6 protein-coding genes are annotated in these 19,045 nt (G+C 62.1%); 4 read left to right on the top strand and 2 right to left on the bottom strand.

Annotation, left to right across the window (positions count from 1 at the left end; translation table 11 throughout):
* Positions 1-7: 7 nt before the first annotated feature.
* A complete protein-coding gene (locus tag G4D79_RS18380) occupies positions 8-7,669 on the bottom strand; it encodes a non-ribosomal peptide synthetase (RefSeq protein ID WP_214514282.1) in 7,662 nt (2,553 codons plus the stop codon).
* 60 nt (positions 7,670-7,729) lie between these two features.
* Between G4D79_RS18380 and G4D79_RS18375 the strand changes: the two genes are divergently transcribed.
* Complete coding sequence (locus tag G4D79_RS18375) at positions 7,730-9,013, top strand: IS256 family transposase (RefSeq protein WP_075832375.1); 1,284 nt, start codon at positions 7,730-7,732, stop codon at positions 9,011-9,013.
* Between the two features lie 15 nt (positions 9,014-9,028).
* Here the strand turns inward: G4D79_RS18375 and G4D79_RS35265 are convergent, their stop codons facing one another.
* The gene (locus tag G4D79_RS35265; RefSeq protein ID WP_308252593.1) at positions 9,029-14,251 is read right to left on the bottom strand and encodes a non-ribosomal peptide synthetase; all 5,223 of its coding nucleotides are present in this window, start codon (positions 14,249-14,251) and stop codon (positions 9,029-9,031) included.
* A 260-nt stretch (positions 14,252-14,511) separates the two neighbouring features.
* Here G4D79_RS35265 and G4D79_RS18365 point away from each other — a divergent pair, with 260 nt between their 5' ends.
* From G4D79_RS18365 to G4D79_RS18355, 3 genes are read left to right on the top strand one after another with little or no spacing between them, the layout of a single operon-like run.
* Positions 14,512-15,336 (top strand): FAD binding domain-containing protein, encoded by an 825-nt coding sequence (locus tag G4D79_RS18365; protein WP_007733027.1) that lies wholly within the window; start codon positions 14,512-14,514, stop codon positions 15,334-15,336.
* Entirely contained in the window at positions 15,333-18,026 is a 2,694-nt protein-coding gene (locus tag G4D79_RS18360; protein ID WP_099698493.1) for a molybdopterin-dependent oxidoreductase, read from the top strand. The genes G4D79_RS18365 and G4D79_RS18360 overlap by 4 nt, the downstream gene beginning before the upstream one ends.
* Complete coding sequence (locus G4D79_RS18355; RefSeq protein WP_099698494.1) at positions 18,023-18,994, top strand: antibiotic biosynthesis monooxygenase; 972 nt, start codon at positions 18,023-18,025, stop codon at positions 18,992-18,994. Before G4D79_RS18360 ends, G4D79_RS18355 begins: the two co-directional genes overlap by 4 nt.
* Positions 18,995-19,045 lie beyond the last annotated feature (51 nt).

The following is a 19,045-nucleotide window of genomic DNA, read 5'->3' as shown; positions in this document are numbered from 1 at the left end:
CAATCAATTACACCGTTTTCTGGACAGACCCGGTATCGATCGGATACGACTCGAAGACCGACAGTGTGTCGAACAAATTGCCTGTCCCTACGACAGATTGAATCGCGCCGAGTCCGACATAGTGATGATCGAGCAGAGCTGTCTGCTCGCTTTGCAGTCGAGCGAGCAGCTGCGTACACGTCTCGTCCGGATCCAGTTGCACTCGGACAGGCAACGTGTTGATCAGCAGCCCCATCATGTTTTCCACACCAGACAACTCGGGTGAGCGGCCTGAAACCGTGACGCCGAAGACTACGTCGTCACGGGAAAGCATCCGAGACAGTAGGACACCCCACGCCGCCTGGATCACCGTGTTCATCGTGATCCCGCTCCGTTGGACCAGCGCACCGAGTCCGTCGCGCACCGAATCGGGTAGATCGACGGCAACCTCTTCGGGCACCAGCTGCTCCGCGATCGGCGTCGAAGGCGCCAACAACGTCGGCTCGTCGACGCCTTCCAAGGCGTCCTCCCACGCCGCGAGCGAGGTCTCCATATCGCGGTGCATCAACCATTCCAGATAGGTGCGGTACGACGGAGTCTCGGGAAGATCGGCCGGGGCCCCCTCGACCGAGAGACTGTCGTCCGCGTATCGCATCAACAGTTCGCGAACCAGCAACGGCATCGACCAACCGTCGAGAACGATGTGATGGTTCGTCACCACCAACACACACCTCGTCGGCGAGGTTCGCAGCAACGTCAGCCGAAGCAGTGGCGGCGAAGCGAGGTCGAAGGGTGCACTGCGATCCTCGGCGAGGCGGCGCTCCAGATCTGTGTCGGTTGCCGATCCGCGATCACTCAGGTCGACCTCGGTCCAGGGAATCACGGCATCGTCGACAATCAACTGCACCGGTAGGCCGTGTACGTCGTAGACGAACGCTGCACACAGATTCGGGTGGTTTGCGAGTAGTCCGGCAGCAGCGCCGCGCAAACGCTCGGAATCAACCGCTCCTTCGAGCTCGACGAACAACTGCGCTGTGTAGACGTCCGTCGACGTGGCCGCCAGTGAGGCATGGAACATCAGCCCGGCCTGAAGGGGCGACACCGACCAGACATCGTGCAATCCGGGGAAGTCGTTCTCCCAGCGTTCGATCTGTTGTTGGTCCACCGAGACCAGGGGAATGTCCGACGGCGTCAGACCGCCCGCATCAGGTCGCGACGCGTGCACGGTGAGTCCGTCGAGCGCACGACGCCACAGTTCCGCGAACTCCGCGACGTCAGACCTGTCGAGCACTCCGCGGGGAAAGGTGAAAGATGCTGTCAGGCAGGGCCCGTCGACATGGTCCTCAACCGCCGCGTTGATGTCGATCACGGACGCCACAGGCATGGACGGGTTCTGGGTTCCGCCGAGCCTTCGATTGCCCTCCACCGGCAGCCAGTCCTGTGTTCCGTCAGAGGAGCTGATCCGGCCCAGATAGTTGAAACTTATCTGAGGAGAACGGAATCGGCCGAGTGGGTCGCTCTCGCCAGACAGGTACCGCAACATCCCGAATCCGATTCCATGATCGGGGATCGCACGCAAGTACTCTTTGACAGCTTTGACGGCCCGCCCGGCGTCGGCGCCACCGGCCAGTGCGTCGTCGACGTCGATTGCGCCGAGGTCCACGCGCACCGGGTAGAGCGTGGTGAACCAACCAACGGTGCGACCGAGGTCTGCGCCAGGAACCACCCCTTCCTCGCGGCCGTGTCCTTCAAGAGTGATCAGGGCGGCAGCGGTATCCATACCGCGGCGCCGTCGCCACCCGATCGAGGCCAACGCAACAGCGGTGAGGAGTCCGTCGTTCACGCCGGCGTGGAATGCCGCAGGAACCGTGGTGAGAAGGTTCCTGGTCGCCGAAGGCGAGATGTCCACTGTAACGGTGTCGACCGTGTCGTCGACGTCGATCGTGGGATCGAGTGGGCGCGAACCGATCAACGGGTCATCGCCGTCCAGGATCGTTCTCCACATGTCCAGTTCGACGCTCCGGTCGCCCACGTGCTCGACAAGCCCATGCGCCCATCGCCGGAACGACGTCCCGATCTGTGGCAGTCCGGGAGTGACACCGGCCTGGAGTTGTGCTGTCACCGACGCCAGGTCGGTGACCAGAATGCGCCACGAGACGCCGTCGACAACCAGGTGATGAATCACCACAAGTAGTCGGCCCCGCCTGGTCGACACGTCAGGTTTGTCGGCCAGGTCGAACCAGATCACGCGCACCATGTCAGCCGTGGCGGGATCCAAGCTGTCGGCCACGGCCTCGAGTTCTCCCGACGCCAAGGCCCTGAAACCTTCGTCGTCCACCGAATCGACAGCTACGCGGTGGATCAGTCCTTCGGCCGAGATCGAGCCGGGTGGTAAGACTTCCATGACCCGGTCACTCTCAACCAAGCGAGCTCGAAGCATTCCGTGGCGGTCCAGCAACACCTGGAGACCACGGACAAGGAGGTCCTGGGTGAGATCAGCGGGAGCTGTCAGCAAGAGCGCCTGGGAGAACCGTTTCACTCCGCCGCCACGCAGCCCGCCACTGCTGCGGTCGAGCATCCACTGCGCCACCGGGCTCAGTGGAACAGTTCCGACAGCGGATCCCGGTAGCTCCGCGAGTACATCAGGCCTGTCCTGCTCAAGGTGCGCCGACTCGGCAAGCGCGGCGACGGATTTGTGGTCGAAAACATCTCGGGGTGAGATGATCACACCCGCATCGCGAGCGCGGGCCACCAATTGGATGGACATGATGCTGTCGCCACCGAGCTCGAAGAACGAATCATGCACTCCTACCGCGTCGAGACCGAGAACCTGCGCGAACAGAGCGGCAAGAAGATTCTCGGTTTCCGTTCGCGGTGGCCGGTCGGGTGTGGCGGCGGACGAGAAATCGGGTGTGGGAAGCGCTGCGCGGTCGAGTTTTCCGTGAACCGTCAGCGGAAGTGCGTCGAGCACCACCACCGCCGCCGGCACCATGTACGACGGCAGGCGCTTGCCTGCATGGGCGAGGACGTCTCGCGGATCGACACTCGCTCCGCGATCGGGAACCACGTAGCCGATCAACCGATCCCTGCCGTCGCCGTTCCAGACGGCCGTCACCGCCTGGGCCACGCGCGGGTGCGTCTGCAGTGCCACCTCGACTTCCCCGAGTTCGATGCGGAACCCACGGACTTTGACTTGGGCATCGGTGCGCCCGAGATACTCCAGCCGTCGGTCGGGCGTCCACCGCACGCGATCGCCCGTGCGATAGATCCGCGTTCCCGGCGCACCGAAGGGATCTGCGACAAACTGCGTGGCGGTCAACGGGTATCGCCGGTGATAGCCGCGAGCGAGAGCCGGCCCGGCAAGATACAACTCCCCCGCGACACCTACCGGTACCGCTCGCAGACGCGAGTCCAGCACTACCTCGCTGAATCCGCGAGTAGGTGTGCCGATAGTGACCGGGTCGTTCGGAGCCAGTGCCGCACTGATGCTCGACACGACAGTTGCCTCGGTAGGACCGTAGGCGTTGAACATCTTTCTGCCCGGCGCCCAGCGGGCCACCAATTCCGGCGGACACGCTTCCCCACCTGTCACGACACAACCGACAGTGGTGAGACCGTCTGGGTCGACGGACGTTAAGGCCGCCGGAGTCACAAAACAATGGGTGACGCGCTCGCGCTCCAGTAGCGCGGCCAGTTCCGACCCGCCGTAGACGGTCGGTGGCACGATCACCATCGTGGCTCCAGCACCAACGGCCATCACGAGCTCGAGAACCGACGCGTCGAAACTCGGCGAAGCGAAGTGCAGAGTTCTGGATCGGGTCGTGGCGGCGAAGGTCTCACGCTCCTGGAGCGCGAAGTCGCTCAACCCGCGATGTGTGACCGTCACGCCCTTGGGTGTTCCTGTCGACCCCGACGTGTAGATCAGATAGACCGGATTGTCGATGCGAATCGGTGCCTTCCGATCCGCGTCGGTGACTTTCGATGGCGAGTACGCCCGCAGCCGTTCCTCGAAACCGGCATCGTCGAGGACCAGCCACGGCACGAGGCCGGACAATGCCGCGGTGTGAGCTCGAGACGTTATCCCCCACCCTGCACCGGAGTCGCCCAGCATGTGCTCGATACGAGCAGCAGGATGTCCCGGGTCCACGGGAAGGAATGCCGCACCTGTCTTGGCAATGGACCACACCGCCAGAACGGACTCGATGGAGCGTGGGAGACACAACGCCACCACCGATTCGGGACCCACTCCGGATTCGATCAGCATGCGGGCCAAGCGGTTCGACCGCACGTCGAGTTCGAGATAGGTCACTTCACGTTCCTCGAACACCAGCGCGATGGCGCCGGGATCCTGGGCGGTCGCCATATCTGTTGCTGCAGTCAGCAAATCCGGAAGGGTCTGAACAGCGGCGGAAATCTCACCTCGCACGGGTACCAGTTCGGCTGACTCATAGGCGTCGAGGATCTCGATATCTCCGATCCGTGATTGCGGATACGTGATAACGCGCTCGAGAATCCGTTGCAGGCGGTCGGCGAAGCCCGCTACCGTTTCCTCGTCGAAAATATCTGTGGCATATCCGAATTCGGCGCGAAGACCGTCGTATTCGCCGGCTGCGCCGGCGTTCCGCGTCACCGTCAACTGAAGATCGAAGTTGATGGTGTCGATCTCGACGCCCACGTCGGTCACCTGCAGGTCGGGGAGTTCGAGTGCAGGCCGTTCGATGTCTTGGAACTCCAACATGACTTGAAACAGGGGCGAGTACGCCGTCGAACGTGAAGGATTCACGATCTCGACGACTCTTTCGAACGGCACCTCCGCGTGAATGAAGGCGCTCAGATTTACGTTTCGGACCTGGTCGAGGAAGTCTCCGAAAGTTGCGCCGCGGTCCACTGCAGTGCGCAAGACCAACGTGTTGACGAACATGCCCACCAGGTCGTCGAGTTCGCGCTCCCCACGCCCGGCGATGGGAGTTCCGACGGCTACGTCGTCCTCATCACTGAGCCTCGCCAGCAGCACTGCCAAGGCTGCGTGCACAACCATGAAGACCGTGGCGTTGTGTTTGCGCGACAGGGCAACCACACCGGCATGCACCTTCGGACCGAACTCGAACCTGATCCGTCCGCGTCGAAGCGAACGCACATCACCGCGCGGTCGATCGGTCGGAATGTCGAGAACCTCAGGTGCGCCCGCAAGATTCTCGGCCCAATAGCCGAGCTGTTTCGAGATCAGAGACCGAGAGTCCGATTCCGAGCCCAACCAACCACGTTGCCACAACGCGTAGTCGGCATACTGGATCCCGGGCGGCGCCCACTGCGGTGCCTTACCGTTCACACGGGAGGAGTATGCGCTCATGAGATCTCGGGCCAGCGGTACCGTCGAGAATCCGTCGGCGGCGATGTGGTGAATCACGATCACCAGGACATGCGAGTGGACCTGGTCATCTCGCCGCAACAAGGTGGCGCGCATCGGGACCTGCTGCGTGACGTCGAAACCATCCGAAGCGATCTGCCGGCTACGCTCGCGCAGCTCTTCCTCTCCCTGCACAAGTATCGGTGCAAGATCCGATACCACCTGTGAGGTGGACATGATCACTTGACGCGGGCCGTCGTCAGTGAGAGGAAAAACAGTGCGCAAGGACTCGTGCCGCTCGACGACGTCGACAAATGCAGCGTGAAGCGCACTCACGTTCACTGCACCTTCGAGCCTCAACGCGCACGCGACGTTGTAGGCGGCGGACTCGGGGGCGAACTGATTCGCAAACCACATTCGCTCCTGCGCCGGTGAAAGTGGGATATCCGTCGTCATACCCCGCGGCGTCAACGCCGGCTTGGCCCCCTCTCCTCCGCGACACTGCGCCAATTCAGCCAGCGCTGCAACGGTAGAAGCATCGAAGACGTCACGAATGTTGATCCGTTCGCCGAGAACAGAATTCAATCGCGCAACCAGCCTGGCCGCACTGAGAGAGTTCCCACCCAGGGCAAAAAAGTCGTCGTTCACGCCCACCGTCGACGTTCCCAGCAGATCATCGAAGATTGCGGCAACCGTCTCCTCGACCGGCGTTCGTGGCGCAACATACTGCAGCGGTTGAGGTTCGAAGTTGACGTCCGGGAGGGCTTTACGGTCCAACTTCCCATGCACCGTCACCGGAAACTCCCCCAACACCACCACCACCGACGGCACCATGAACCCCGGAAGAGACCTCCGCACCCCCTCCAACACCACCACCTCATCGACCACCACCCCCACCTCACCCACCACAAACCCCACCAAAAAATCCCCACCCACACCCGACCGCAACACCACCACCGCACCAGCCACCCCCACCTGAGCAGCCAACACCGCCTCCACCTCACCCAACTCCACCCGCTGCCCCCGCACCTTCACCTGAAAATCCGTGCGCCCCACAAACTCCAACACCCCACCACGCCCCCACCGCACCACATCACCCGTCCGATACACCCGAGCACCCACCACACCCGACACCGGATCCGCCACAAACCGACCCACCGTCAAATCCACACGACCCTCATACCCCCGAGCCACCTGCACCCCACCCACATACAACTCCCCCACCACACCCACCGGAACCGGCCGCAACCGCGAATCCAACACCAACACCCGCGTATTCCACACCGGCCGACCAATCGGAACACCCACCCCCACAACACCCTCCACCACATGAAACGTCACATCCACCGACGCCTCCGTCGGCCCGTACAAATTCACCAACTCCGCACCACACACCCCCGCAAACCGCCCCGCCAACACCGACGACAACCCCTCACCCGACACAAACACCCGACGCAAACCCGAACACCCCACCCCCAACTCCCCCACGCTCAACTCCCCCACGAACACCTCCAACATCGACGGCACAAAATGCACCACCGACACCCCCCACCGCTCGATCACACCCACCAAATACACCGGATCACGATGCCCACCCGGATCCGCCACCACCAACCGCGCACCCACCATCAACGGCCAAAACAACTCCCACACCGACACATCGAACGACACCGGCGTCTTCTGCAACACCACATCCCCCACACCCAACGGAAACTCCCCCTGCATCCACAACAACCGATTCACCACCCCCGCATGCGACACCACCACCCCCTTCGGACGACCCGTCGACCCCGACGTGAACATCACATACACCGCATGCTCAGGCAACAACACCCCCAACCGATCCCCCACCCCCACCGGACCACCCGAAAAACCCGAAACATCAACACAACCCACATCAACAAACCCCACCCCCACCGGCAAACACCCACCATCACCAACCCGCGACAACACCACCACCGGATCCACCACACCCACCACAAACCCCACCCGCTCCACCGGCGCACCCACATCCACCGGAACAAACACCCCACCAGCCCGCACCACCGCAAACACCGCCACCAACAACTCCACCGACCGCGACAACGCCACACACACCCGCGACTCCGGACCCACCCCCAACGAAATCAACAACCGCGCAAAACGATTCACCCGAACATCGAACTCACCCCACGACAACACCACCCCACCACACACCAACCCCCCACCACCCACACCAGCAAACCGCCCATCCAACACATCCACCAACGTCAAACCCCCCACCACAACCCCCACACCATCCCAACCACCCACCACCAACCCACGCTCGGGCACGCCCAAAATTTCCGTATCCCCTACTGGCACTGTTGGATCCGACAGGGACTGTAAGAACAACGGTGTAACTCTGAAAGGAGATACGCCACTATGACTGACGTGATTGAACGTGAGACAGAGACGAACTCGGCTCAGCCGGGTATCAGCGATGCGCGGCTCAAAGAGCTGGTCGAGCAGGCGCGAGCCGAAGGGCTGCAGTTGACCGGAGATGGTGGATTGCTGTCGAAGCTGACCAAGCTAGTCGTGGAGTCCGCGCTCGAAGGCGAGATGGACGACCACCTCGGATACGGCAAGAGCGACCCGGCAGGGAGGGGCAGCGGCAACTCCCGCAACGGCAGACGAGCCAAGAACGTGTTGACCGAGGCCGGCCCGGTCGAACTCGAGGTGCCCCGTGACCGGGATTCCTCCTTCGAGCCGAAGATCGTGGCCAAGCGGCAGCGTCGGCTCTCAGGCGTGGAGGACATGGTGATCTCATTGTCGGCCAAGGGTTTGACGACCGGTGAGATCGCTGCACACCTGGCCGAGGTGTACGGAGCTGATGTGTCCAAGCAGACGATCTCGACGATCACCGAGCGGGTGATGGAAGGCATGGCCGAGTGGCAGAACCGGCCGTTGGATCCTGTGTACCCGGTGTTGTTCATCGACTGCATCCACGTCAAGATCCGCGAGGGCAACGTCGCTAACCGGCCGATCTACGTCGCGATGGGGGTGACTGTCGACGGCACCCGCGACATCCTCGGATTGTGGGTCGGTGAGCACGGCGACGGGGAGGGAGCGAAGTACTGGCTTCGGGTGTTGTCCGAGCTGAAAAACCGTGGTGTGCAGGATGTTCTGATCGTCGTGTGCGATGGTCTCAAGCATCTACCCGACTCGATCGAGCAAGTGTGGCCACAGACCATCGTGCAGACTTGTGTGGTCCATCTTCTCCGTAACACCTACGCCTATGCCTCCCGCAAGGACTGGTCCGAGATCGCCAAGGACCTCAAACCCGTCTACACGGCTCCGTCGGAGCAGGCCGCGCTCGACCGATTCGCAGAGTTCAGTGACAAATGGGAGAAACGCTATCCCGCGATCATCAGGCTCTGGACTAACGCCTGGGCTGAGTTCGTGCCGTTCCTACAATTCGACAACGCCATCCGGCAGGTCATTTACACGACCAACGCCATCGAGAGTGTCAACGCTCGAATCCGCAGGGCTGTCAAGGCCCGTGGACACTTTCCGACCGAGGCCGCGGCCTTGAAATGCGTGTATCTGGCCATCATGAGCCTCGATCCCAAAGGCACCGCCCGCAGGCGCTGGTCCAACCGATGGAAGGCAGCACTGAATGCCTTCGAGATAACGTTCGACGGACGGCTGTCTGCCGGACGAAAGTAGTTAGAAACCAATCAATTACACCGTTTTCTGGACAGACCCATCCGACACGACCGACCGGAGGAGGCGGACGAAACGCTCGCCGAACTCGGCGACTGTGGTGCGCTCGAAGATATCGGAGGCATAGGTGAAGGCGGCATCGAAACCCATGGGGAGGCCGTCTTTGCCACGCTGCTCGGTGAGCGACAGTTGCAAGTCGAATTTGGCGACACCGACGTCGACTGGAACAACATCGACACCCAGTCCGGGTAGTTCGAGGTGGGGATCTGCGGTGTTCTGGAATTCCAACAGAACCTGGAAGAGCGGTGAGCGAGATGACGAACGCTCCGGCGCAACTGCATCGACGACTCGCTCGAACGGCACCTCGGCTTGTCCGAACGCTGCCAGATCGACTTCGCGAGTTCGTGAAAGGATCTCCTCGAAAGTCGCGGCGGTGTCAACGGTGATTCGCAGGACGACCGTGTTGACGAACATCCCGACCAGATCGTCGAGGACTTGCTCGGCGCGCCCTCCTACCGGAGTCCCGATCGCTATGTCCGGCGAGGCGCTCAGCCGTGCCAACAGAACCGCCAGCACTGCGTGCATCACCATGAACGGTGTCGTGTTGTGATTCCGAGCGAGTTCGAGGAGTTCACTGTGCACGTCTGCGGGCACCGAGAATCGGACCGATTCACCGCGCATGGATCGTTCCGCCGGTCTCGGTCGATCCAGCGGAAGGTCGATCACGTCAGGTAGACCGGCCAGGGTGGACGTCCAGTAGTCCAACTGCTTCGCCTCGAGCGTGTCCGGATCGTCGTCACTGCCGAGCAGTTCGATCTGCCATTGGCTGTAGTCGGCGTACTGCACAGGCAAAGGCGACCAGTCCGGTGCCCGTTTCGCAGCCCGCGCCGCGTAGGCGCGGGTCAGGTCGCGGGCCAGCGGCTCGAGGGATGCTCCGTCCGCCGAAATATGGTGAACCACCAGCGCAAGGACATGATCGTCCGGCGTGACCCGAAAAAGGGAGCCGCGCAGGGGCACGTTCGCGCTCACGTCGAACCCCTCGCGAGCGAGATCGGCGATGCGCCTGTCCAAGGCTTCCTCGTCCACGGATACTTCCCACGCGATCTTCGACGTCACGCGTTCCGAAGGCACTACTACCTGATGGGGGCCGTCGACCGACGCCGGGTAGACGGTACGGAGCGATTCATGCCGATCGACAACATCTCCCACCGCGCGCTGCATCGCAGCGACATCCAAGGCACCTGACAGTCGGACCACCATCGGAATGTTGTAGGCCGGGGACGACGTGTCGAACTGATTGACGAACCACAGGCGTCGTTGTGCCACAGACACCGGAATCTTGTCCCTGTACGAATGCGCCTGCAGGATTGGACGCTTCGAACGCGTGCGATCAACGCGGGATGACTTCGCATCCCGCACGTGACGGGCCAATGATTCGATAGTCGGTGCTTCGAACAAAGTCCGCACCCCGAAATCGATTTCTTCAGCGGCATTTACGCGAGCGATCAGCTTCGTGGCAATCAGTGAGTTCCCGCCCAGATCGAAGAAGTCGTCACCCGCACCCACCGTCTCGACACCTAGAACATCGGCAAAAATCTCGGCGAGCACTAGTTCCTCAGCGCCCTCGGGCGTTCGAAAGTCGTCCGACCGAGCATCGAGCCGAGGTGCAGGTAACGCAGCGCGATCGACCTTTCCCGCCGGAGTTACCGGCAACTCGTCGAGTAGAACAAATGCCGCAGGAACCATGTACGACGGAACACGGCTCGCGACGTACCGCGTCAGCTCGGCCGTCGAGAGCGCACTTCCGCCGGCAGGCACGACGTACGTGGTAATCATCGCTGTCCCGGAGGGAGCCGCCCGCGCCACGGTGACTGCATTCTCGACCTGCGGACACGACCGCACGACGCTGTCGATTTCCCCGAGTTCGATACGAAATCCGCGAACTTTCACCTGGAAGTCACTACGACCGACGTACTCGAGTCCACGGCCACGGCGCCACCGCACCAAATCCCCCGTTCGATACATCCGCTGCCCGGGGAGGCCGAAGGGGTCTGCCACGAATCGTTCTGCGGTCAACGCATACTTTCGGTGATATCCACGTGCGAGCGCGTCTCCCGAGATGTACAGCTCGCCCACAACACCGTCGGGGACGGGGTGCAATCGCTGATCGAGCACGATCTCCTCGAAACCGCGGAGCGGACCGCCCACTGTGATGTTCTCCGACGACACCATCGGCTCGCCGATGTTCGACATGACGGTGGTCTCGGTCGGCCCGTACGCATTGCACAGCCGGCGACCAGGAGCCCACCGCTGCACAAGATCCGGCGGGCAGGCCTCACCACCGACCACCACGTCGCCGAAGCCCGAAAGGCCCTCGGGAGAAACTGTTCCGAGCGCCGCAGTAGTGACAAAACCATGCGTGACACGCTGGGATTCGAGGAAGCGAGACAACTCGTCACCGCCGTAGATCGTGCTCGGCGCAATCACCATGGTCGCTCCGGCACCGAAAGCCAGAAGATACTCGAAAATCGAGGCGTCGAAACTCGGGGTCGAGAAGTGCAACGTTCGCGCATCCTGGGTCGCACCGAACCGCGAACGCTGTTCGGCAGCAAGCGCTTCCAGTCCACGATGCGAGACCGTCACCCCCTTGGGGAGTCCGGTGGACCCGGACGTGTAGATCACGTATGCGAGATTGTCGGGCCGGATCGGGCGCACCCGATCGACATCGGAGATGGAACGCACGGACAACCGTGCAAGTCGGCCACGGAACTCAGCGTCGTCGATCGCTGACCAGGGAACCGAATCCGGCAAGCGATGAAGTTCCGCGACGACCGTGAGTCCCAGTACGGCGCCGGAATCGGTCAGCATGAAGCGAACACGTTCATCCGGATAGGTCGGATCCACCGGCACGAATGCCGCGCCGGCTTTGCTCACGGCCAACATCGCGACAACCGATTCGATCGAACGCGTCAAACCCAGCGCCACACTGTTTTCCGGACCGATGCCGCGGTCGATCAATTCTCTGGCCAACTTCGACGAACGCTCGTCGAGTTCTCGATACGTCAACTCGGCATCGAGATACGACAGGGCCACGCCGTCGGGGTGTGTGCGCGCCGCACCGTCGAACAAATCGGCCAGGGTGCGGTGCGAAGCGCGAGGGTCACTGCGTACAGGCTGCATCGCGGATCGCTCGTCGTCGGACAAGATATCGATGTCGCCGACCATCATTGTCGGATCTGTGGTGACGGATTCCAGGACGCGCGCGAACCGCAAACCGAGGCCACGTACCGTCTCGGCGTCGAACAGGTCGGTGGCAAACGCGAGCGTCACCGTGATTCCGGACGGCGTACCCACCTCGTCGAAAGTCTCGACTGCAGACACTCCGAGATCGAAGCGGCCGAGGTCGGGAAGGTGCTCGTCAGCGCTGGCGACGGACTCGAACGTCACCTGTATCACCGGCGCATACGCAGGTACATCCTCCACCTCGAGCGATTCCGCCACCTGCTCGAGCCGTATCCCACTGTGCGGCAGCGCATTACTTCGGACCTCGACGGCACTGCCCAAGAGTGCCGTGAACGGCGTCTCCAGATCGACGCGACTCCGGATGGCGACGATGTTCGCGTCGGATCCCGCGGGCGTACCGATCACAACATCCGAAGCACCGGACAACCGGCTCACCAGGAGAGCAAAGCTCGCATGTAAGACCGCACGAGTGTCCGTCCCGAGATCACTCGCCATCGCCGTGATCCGCGCGTGGGTGTCGGCGGCGATCAGGACCTCAACCTGTGCACTGTCCAGCGATTGCGTTGCAGGCCTGGGTCGATCGAAGGGAAGTTGCAAAAGTTCGGGCGCCCCGGCGAGCTCATGTCTCCAATACTCGAGGTGCCGGACTTCGCGTTGTCGTCGCTCGCCCTCTCGGGCCGTCGGGCCGTGAATGTCTGCGAGTTCGGCACCGGAATCAGACGCGATCAACTCTTCCAGCAAGCCGACAAAGTTCCGGTGGTGCTCGCGTAAACCCGCCTCCTCGTATCGGATCGGGTTTGCCCGGAAGTCGACACGCAGCCTGTCGCCGCTCGGATACACGTTGACCAGAAGGTCGTCCACCGGCCCGGAGGTGACGATGTGATACTCCCCAACCACCTCGCCCAACTGCACCTCCTGGCGAAACAGCATGACGTTGACCATGGGCCCGGCATATGAGTCTTCGCCTTCCAGACCGCTCGTCACGCCTGCGTCCCGACGGATGTCGTCGAGGCTGCAGCGCTGGTGCCGCAATGCACCCATGAGCTCATGCTGGACCTGGGCGAAGAGTTCACCGACGGTGTCGACCGCTGCGACACGGATGAGCAGTGGCGTGACGTTCACCATCATGCCGCCCGAGTCCCGCAGCACCGCCGTAGTCCGTCCGGACATCGGAACATGAATCTGGACAGTCTCTTTCGCCGTCATCCGCGCGAGGTACAACGCGAGCGCAGCGATGACCGGGGCAGCGTGGTTCTCGGATTCGTAGAGAAGGGCACAACTTCGGTCCGAGATCAGTGTGCTTTCGAGTCGGCTCTCGGTTTGCGCGGGCCCAGAAGCCTCCGCCAGGCTGGATCCAGCGAGGGTGGTATTGCGCTCAGCCCAGTACTCCCGGTCGGCGGCGAATCGATCCGACATTCTGTACCGCTCGTCGATGTCGTACAGCGTGCGCAGTGTCGCGGCACGACTCGGCTGCGAGTCCTTTCTCGCCGCCGAGGCCGAGTACCGATGCGCAATGCGGTTCATCATGGTCATGGCGCCGAAACCGTCGAGCGCAACATGATGGATGCGGCTGTACCACAGATAGTGCGCGTCACCCACGCGCAGCACAGCGGTCGCGACGATTCCGTCGACTGCCAGGTCGAGCTGCGTCCGGCAATCTCGGCGCATCCACCCGAGGGCATCCTCGATCGGATCGGGGGACCCACGGAAGTCGACCAAACCGACCGAGATTTCGGCCTTCTCATCCACGTACTGCATCGGGTGACCGTCGATCTCGATCACTTTGAGCAAAGGAGATTGAAACTCGTATGCCACCGCTCGCGTTTCGCGATCCAGCAGTTCGACGTCGAGCTCGCCGCGCAGCTCCACGTAGTGCGCTATCAGAATCGGGACTTCGGGATCGAATTGCTGAGCGAACCAGGTTGCCCGTTGGGCGGCCGAGAGCGGAAAGAGCGTCTCATCAGAAGGGTCGGTCCGACTTACCTCGAAGGGTTTCACAGCGCCCCGCCCCGCATGATCTCCGCGGCCGCCGAGTGCGTAGCCGCGTCCGAATCAACAGCGCGAAAGCAAGAGGCTGATCGCGCCTCTCAAGCAGTCGTACCCAGAATCGGCAAGCGCATGCACCGCCCCACCAGTCGATGTCACGTACGTATCGCTCATGTTTCGCGTGCCCGATATGTACTAAAAGTGTGAATGCGTCTCGTCACCTCGGTAATGTCCCACTCCGAGAAGACACATCCCCCGAGGGGAGCAGGCGCATGGACATCACCACCATTACCGACGTGATACGCCGACCACCGGATCGCCCAGGGGACGTGTGGCGTCCCGGCGACGCCTGGCTCGCGGGAGGAACGTGGCTGTTCTCAGCAGAACAACCCGACACGCGTCGACTGGTCGACCTCACCGCGCTCGGTTGGACACCACTGGAGGTCGGCCCGACTCATTTCGGTGTCGGAGCTACGTGCACCGTTGCCGAACTGTATGCGTTTGTCCCGCCGGACAATTGGCGTGCGAGTCCACTTATTCGCGTCAGCTGCGAGTACTTCCTCTCGTCTTTCAAGGTGTGGAATTCGGCCACCGTAGGCGGCAACATCTGTATGTCGCTTCCGGCCGGACCGATGATCACCCTGGCAGTTGCACTCGAGGCTTCGTTCACACTATGGGCTACCGACGGAACAGTGAGGACCGTCGACGCGTGCGACTTCGTGACCGGTGACCACCAGAATGTCCTGGAGCCGGGCGAAGTCCTTCGGAGCATCGAGTTCCCGGTGCACGCACTCACCAAACGGCACGCCCACCGCCGCTTCAGTCTCACGCACCTCGGCCGTTCGACGATCTTCATGATCGCGACGCAGACTCCTGGCGCCGACGACTTTCACCTCACCATCACCGCCGGCACCACCCATCCGATCCGGCTGACGTTCGACACCATGCCGGACGAGCACTCTCTGCGACGAGCCGTCGACTCCATTTCGGCCGACATTTGGTTCGACGATCCCAACGGAACCCCAGACCACCGCCTCCACCTCGCCCGCCACTACGCCGACGAGCTCCGAAACGAACTCACGGGGAGCCAGTCATGAGCTACACGGTGAACGACCGGCAGTTCCACGAGGAGCCGTTCCCGGGACAGTGTCTCCGGACGTTTCTTCGGCACCTCGGACACCACGGGGTGAAGAAGGGGTGCGACGGCGGGGACTGCGGGGCGTGCACAGTGTGGCTCGACGGAACACCGATACACAGCTGCATCACGCCCGCCTTTCGCGCCGACGGTCGCGCGGTAACCACGATCGAGGGACTCGGCACGCCCGAAGATCTCCATCCGATTCAGCAGCAGTTCCGGGATGCACCCGGCTTTCAGTGTGGGTTCTGCACCGCCGGGATGATCATGACCTCGGCGGCGCTCACCGACGCGCAGAAAGAAGACTTGCCGCGAGCGCTCAAGGGAAACCTGTGCCGCTGCACCGGTTACCGATCCATCGAAGACGCGGTCAACGGTGTCGGTGCTGTCGAAGTTGCCCTCCCGGGACAGGCCGTCGGAACCAGCGTCGGGGCGCCGGCGGCCACCGACGTGGTGACCGGCCGAGCCGAATACACTATGGACACCGCGATCGACGGCATGCTGCACCTGAAAGTGCTGCACTCGCCTCACGCACATGCCCGCATCACCTCCATCGACACCACCGAGGCGCTCGCCGTCCCCGGTGTCCATCGCGTCTACACCTGGAAAGACGTGCCGCGCAAGCTCTTCACCACGGCAATACATACCGACCACCTTGTCGATCCGGACGACACCTACATTCTCGACAACGTCGTGCGGTTCGTGGGTCAGCGTGTAGTGGCCGTCCTCGCCGACTCCGTCGTCGCTGCGGAAGAAGGCCGTCGGAAGGTGAAGGTCGATTACGAGATCCTGCCTTCCGTGTTCGATCCGGAAGAGGCCATGGCCGACGGCGCTCCAGCCCTGCACGGATCCGACGATCCCTTTGTTCGAGATCCCGAGCACAACATCCTGCTCGAACTTCACGGTCATGTGGGCGACGTCGAGGCCGGGTTCGCCGAGGCCGACGTCATCCACGAAGGCACCTACTTCTCGCCGCGGGTTCAGCACGCGCACCTCGAGACGCACGGTTCGATCTCCTGGATGGAAGACGGACGCCTTCACGTTCGCACAAGTTCGCAGTCCCCCTCCATCGCCAAGGTCAAACTCGCCCATCTCTTCGACCTCCGCCCGGATCAGCTACGCGTGTTCTGCAAACGCGTGGGCGGCGGGTTCGGAGGAAAACAGGAAGTGATCAGCGAGGATCTGGTGGCGCTCGCCACCCTCGACACCGGTCGTCCCGTCTGCCTCGAGTTCACCCGAGAAGAAGAGTTCACCACCGCGTCGCCGCGTCATCCGATGAAGCTCACGATCAAGCTCGGTGCCAAGTCTGACGGAACCCTCACGGCATTTCAGTACCGAAACATCTCGAACACCGGTGCGTACGGAAACCACGGTGGAGAGACACTCTTTGCCGGCGGCGCGGCGGTCTCGCTCTACCGCTGCGCCAACAAGAAGTTCGATGCGTATTCCGTGTACACCAACAATGTTCCGAGCGGCGCTCTACGTGGGTACGGCATGACTCAGCCCGCTTTCGCCGTGGAATCGGCCATGACCGAATTGGCCATCGCGCTGGACATGGATCCGCTCGAACTGCGTCGACGCAATATCGTCCGACCGGGCGATTCGCTCGTCGCACTCGAAGACGGCCCAGACGACGTGATCTTCACCGAAGACGGACTGGGGCAATGCATAGATCTGATCGACGCCGCGTTGAAGCGCCAACCGGTTCCCTCGCTCGGAGCGGATTGGCTGATCGGCACCGGCACTGCCAGTTCGCTACACGAGACCGCGCCACCCACCGAGCACATTTCCGAGGCTTGGCTCACCCTCGGCGAAGACTGTGTATACGAACTTGCCATCGGCACAGTCGAATTCGGTGAGGGAACTTCTACCGCCCACGTGCAGATCGCCGCGAATCAGCTGGGCACAACACCGTCACGTGTACGAATCATTCAGTCGGACACCGACCGAACCGGTTTCGATACAGGCGCTTTCGCCAGCGCCGGCCTGTTTGTCGCTGGGAACGCGGTACTTCGCGCGTCGAATGCGCTCCGCGATCGCCTACTTGCCTTCGCCGCGCACCACACCGGCGTGTCGATTGACCAGTGCTCGATGGACGACGACAAGATCGTCTGCGGTAGTACTCGATTAACACTGCAAGAGATACTCGAGGCCGCACGCCCGCGCGGGATCCGATTCACCGAGGCGCGGAAGGCATACGGATCTCCGCGCAGCGTGGTGTCCAACACTCATGGCTTCCGGATTGCCGTCCATCGCGTCACAGGCGAGATCCGCATTCTCTACAGCGTCCAAGCCACCGACGCTGGGGTGATCATCAATCCGGCGCAGGTGCGGGGACAGATCGAAGGTGGCGTCGCCCAGGGCATCGGCTTCGCACTCACCGAGAACTTCCACGTAGACGCAAACGGCGCGATGATGAACCCGAATCTACGTAACTACCGGATCCCGACATATGCAGATATCCCACGCACGGAGGTGATCCTCGTCGAGTCATCAGACTCCGTCGGCCCACTCCGCTCCAAGGGCATGGCGGAGTGCTGCATCAATCCGGTTGCCCCTGCATTGGCGAACGCACTGCAGGATGCAACCGGGTCACGATTCCGGTCACTACCGCTCACCCCGGAACGCATCTACTCAGGCCTGAACCGATGACCGCGAACACGTCGGCGGACAGCGCCGCGACGGTCATCATCGGCCAGCGAGTGCGTGCCGGACTGGAGAAAGAATTCGAGGTCTGGCAGAAAGATCTCAACCGGGCCGCCGCAGATTATGCAGGCTTCCTCGGGGCAGAAATCGCGGCTCCGACGCCCACCCAACCCGATTGGGTGATCGTGTATCGATTCGACTCCATCGCTCATGTTCAAGCGTGGATCAACAGCGCGACGAGGCAGGACTACCTCGACAGCGGTCGTCAGTTCTTCGACGGCCCGGCCACGCAGCAGGTAGTGAGCGGCGGGATCAGGCCTCCGGACCCACTGCTGACTGTCGTAGTGACGCACCGAGTCGGTGACGACAGCATCGACGAGTTCCTTGCCTGGCAGGATCGCCTTCGGGAGGTGGAGAGTGCTTTCGACGGATTCCGCGGCACCGAACTGTTTCGCCCAGTCGACGGTGTGCAGGATGAGTGGACCCTGCTGTATCGCTTCGACAATGCTGCCCATCTCGACACGTGGCTGACTTCCCCTGAGCGACAACAACTTCTCGCCGAGGGTCGCAAGTTCCACGACTTCGAACTGCGAACCGTGGACAATTCGTTCGGCAGTTGGTTCGCCTTCGACGAGAACGGAAACGAGGCCCCTCCACCTTCGGAGACAAAAACCTCGATCGCGGTCTGGGTCGGTCTCTACCCGACTGTCGTCTTGCTTACTTTGGCGCTGTCACCGCTGAAGCTGCCACTCTGGCTCGGATTGTTGATCGGCAACCTGTTGTCGAGCTTCATCATGAGTTTCTTCACGATGCCGTACTACGTGAATCGGCTCCTGCACCGTTGGCTGCGTCCACCTCAGGGGATTCCTGTCGCAAAAACCAACGCACAAGGGGTGGCAATCGTCGCCACTGTGACGTTGTTCTGGGTTGTCGTCTTCTACCTCGTGACTACTCAGTTCTGGTCGCTGCCCTGAACTCTCCGGAACACGAAATGCCAGCGCATGTAACGGGGCATGATTCTTCCC

Origin of the sequence: Rhodococcus sp. WY5 (genome assembly GCF_018588185.1) — a bacterium.
GTDB lineage: Bacteria > Actinomycetota > Actinomycetes > Mycobacteriales > Mycobacteriaceae > Rhodococcus_F > Rhodococcus_F qingshengii.
This window is presented reverse-complemented; position numbering and strand designations above follow the sequence as displayed.

Bases quoted from the DNA above. Each gene is read 5' to 3' on its own strand.
- G4D79_RS18360 (WP_099698493.1), top strand. From the start codon at position 15,333: ATGAGCTACACGGTGAACGACCGGCAGTTCCACGAGGAGCCGTTCCCG.
- G4D79_RS18375 (WP_075832375.1), top strand. From the start codon at position 7,730: ATGACTGACGTGATTGAACGTGAGACAGAGACGAACTCGGCTCAGCCG.
- G4D79_RS18355 (WP_099698494.1), top strand. From the start codon at position 18,023: ATGACCGCGAACACGTCGGCGGACAGCGCCGCGACGGTCATCATCGGC.
- G4D79_RS18365 (WP_007733027.1), top strand. From the start codon at position 14,512: ATGGACATCACCACCATTACCGACGTGATACGCCGACCACCGGATCGC.